Below are 2,774 nucleotides of genomic sequence, written 5' to 3' on the forward strand. Positions count from 1 at the left end.
GGGTGGTACCCGGGGGTGGGGTCCCCGCGCCCTCCCCGGTGCCGTCGGCCGTGGTGCCGGCGGTGCCGTTCCCGGCGGCGGGGGTGGTGTTCGCCGCCACGGCCGCGGTGTTGCGCGCCTCGGTGCGGAAGTCCAGTTCCTCGTGGAGCGACTCGGCGAATCCCCTGGCCAGTTCGCGGGAGCCGACCGTCCGGCCCCACGTGGTGTGTCGTTCCAGTGTGTCGCTGAGCCGGAAGAGGATGTCCAGGTCGCGTTCCACGATCCGACGGGCGCCCGGGCGCTGGACCTTGACGGCCACCGCGTGACCGTCGCGCAGCCGGGCCCGGTGGACCTGGGCCATGGATCCGGCCGCCAGCGGCTCGGGGTCGAAGTGCGCGAACACCTCCGCGGGCGGGGCTCCCAGTTCCTCGGTCAGGAGCCGCTCGATGTCGGGCCATGGTTCGGGGGCGACCTCGTGCTGGAGCGAGCTGAGCTCCTCCACGAACACGTCCGGCAGCAGGTCGTAGCGGGAGGAGAGCACCTGGCCCAGTTTCACGAAGGTGGCTCCCGCCTCCTCCAGGGCGAGCCTCAGGGAACGGGCCAGTTCCGCCTGCTCCTGCGGGCTGGTGGCGGTGCGCCGGGGCCGGCCGGTCAGGAAGCGGCGCAGTCCGTGCCGCACGGCGATCCCGCTGAGTTGCGTGTAGCGCCGGCTGCGGGCCAGCCTGCGGCGCAGGGCACCGGGCCAGCGGACCACTCCGCGCACCGACCCGCTGGGCACCATGGCCTCGGAGACCGCCAGGAAGATCATGGCGGCGATCAGGGCCGCGCCGAGTTGCACGGTCACCAGGGGGGTGCGGCTCGCCTCGGGGCCCATCGGGGTGCCGACGATCCCGGCGACCAACAGTCCCACGCATCCGGTGAGGAGGGCGCGAACCCTGCCGATCCGCAGTCCGAGCAGTCTGCGGGCCATGATGGCCATGATCATCGGTCCGAGGAGGGCGGTGACCCCGGCTATCAGGAGTACGGAGAGTGGTTCCACGCCGCCGATCGTAGGGACTGTTCCACACCGCCGGACCCCGCTCGCCGGATCCCCCGCCCCGGGGTCGGTACCGCCGCTCCGCCGCCGGCCCCGTGGGGGGCGGAACGGACCGTGGCACCTTCATGTCAGTTCGGTTGTCGCCCGGCCGGCGCGCTGCGAGGGTCGGGGCGGAAGACAACCGACCGCCCTTCCGCCCCCGGGACCGACAGGATGGGTTTCCTCGTGACCGCAGAGCAGCTGTACGAGGCTCCGATACCGGCCTCACCGTACGGCCCTCTCCCCTATTCCTCCGTGTACTCCTCCGTGCTGCTGAGCCGGCTCGGTCCGAACGAGCCGGCTTTCCGGCGCCGCCTGGAGGAGGCGCTGGCCGCCGCGGAGCGATGTCTTCGGGACTGCTCCCGGGACACCCCCGATCCCCGGGTGGCCGACCTCACGGGGCATCTGACGACGACCGGCGGCAAGCGGCTGCGGACGCTTCTGGCGCTGCTCGCCGCGGAGTTCGGCGACCCGTCGAGGGAGGGTGTGGTTCGGGCGGCCGTCGTGGCCGAACTCGTCCACATCGCCTCGCTGTACCACGACGACGTGGTGGACCGGGCCGCCGTCCGGCACGGTGTCTCCAGCGCCAACGTCCTGTGGGGCGACCGGATGGCCGTCCTGGGCGGGAACTGGTTGTTGGCCCGGGCCGCCCGGATCGCCGCCGGGCTGGAGCCCGGTGTGATCGACCTCAACGCCGGCACGGCCAACCGGCTCATCACGGGGCAGATGCGTGAACTCGCCGGTCCCGGGCCGGAGGAGAACCCCGTGGAGCACTACTTCCGGGTGATCGCCGGAAAGACCGCGGCGCTGTTGGCCATGGCGCCGGGGGCCGGGGCCCTCCAGGCCGGTGCGCCCCGGGTGGTCGTGGACGCCCTCATCGAGTACGGCGAGCAGTTCGGCGTCGCGTTCCAGATCGCCGACGACCTGCTGGACCTCGCCTCCCCGGAGGGGCTGACGGGCAAGGAGCGGGGCAAGGACCTGCTCGCCGGGGTCTCCAGCCTCCCGGTGCTGCTCGCCCTGGAGGACGACGATCCGCGCGACGCCGAGCTGCGCGAGCTGCTCGCGGCCGGGCCCACCGACGAGGCCGACCGGCACCTCCGCGTTCTCGAACTCTTCTCCGTCTCGCGGGCCACCGCCCGTGCGGAGGCACTCATGCACGAGCGGTTGGCGGGGGCCAGGGCCGCGCTCGCGTCCCTGCCGGCGTTGCCGGCCCGTCACACCCTCGACGCCCTCTGCGACTTCGTGTCCTTCCGCACCGGCTGAGGAGGCGGGGCGGGCACCGGCCGGGAGGGCCGGCCGTCCCGCCCCGTTCCCCGGGGCGCCGGGGCGCACGGCGGCTCCGGCCCCGTGGCGAACCGCGCGAGGCGGGGAAGCAGGGGTGCGTCGGGCACCACGATCACCGGGCCGGGCACACCGTGCGGAGGCCCTGGCGGCGGGTGCCGGGAGAGGGGCGGGGGAACCCGGGGCCGTCCACGGTTCGGCCGGGCCGCTCGGGTGGCACGCGGCTCCGTCGCGGGAGAAGCCGTGGTGTGGTGCCCGGAGATCCCGGCGGGCCCGGGGCCCGCCTCGTCCGCGCGACGCCGTTCACCGGTCGGCTCGTCCGCGGGGGCGCCTCTCGACTGCGAAGTTCCGGGCTCCCGTCGGGATCGATCCCGGAGGCCGCCCGTGCCGACCCCGGGGCACCCCGCCCCCGGGCGGGGGCGGGGTGCCCCGGAAACCC

At 74.6% G+C, this 2,774-nt stretch carries 2 protein-coding genes; one reads left to right on the top strand and one right to left on the bottom strand.

What is annotated here, in order from left to right:
- A partial coding sequence (locus tag FOE67_RS21950; protein WP_323385265.1) for an ABC1 kinase family protein occupies positions 1 to 1,018 on the bottom strand: 1,018 nt, incomplete at its 3' end.
- A 222-nt stretch (positions 1,019 to 1,240) separates the two neighbouring features.
- Between FOE67_RS21950 and FOE67_RS21955 the strand changes: the two genes are divergently transcribed.
- Entirely contained in the window at positions 1,241 to 2,317 is a 1,077-nt protein-coding gene (locus FOE67_RS21955) for a polyprenyl synthetase family protein (RefSeq protein ID WP_323385267.1), read from the top strand.
- Positions 2,318 to 2,774 lie beyond the last annotated feature (457 nt).

The sequence above is a fragment of the Streptomyces calidiresistens genome, assembly GCF_014141525.1.
Taxonomy (GTDB): Bacteria; Actinomycetota; Actinomycetes; order Streptomycetales; family Streptomycetaceae; genus Streptomyces; species Streptomyces calidiresistens.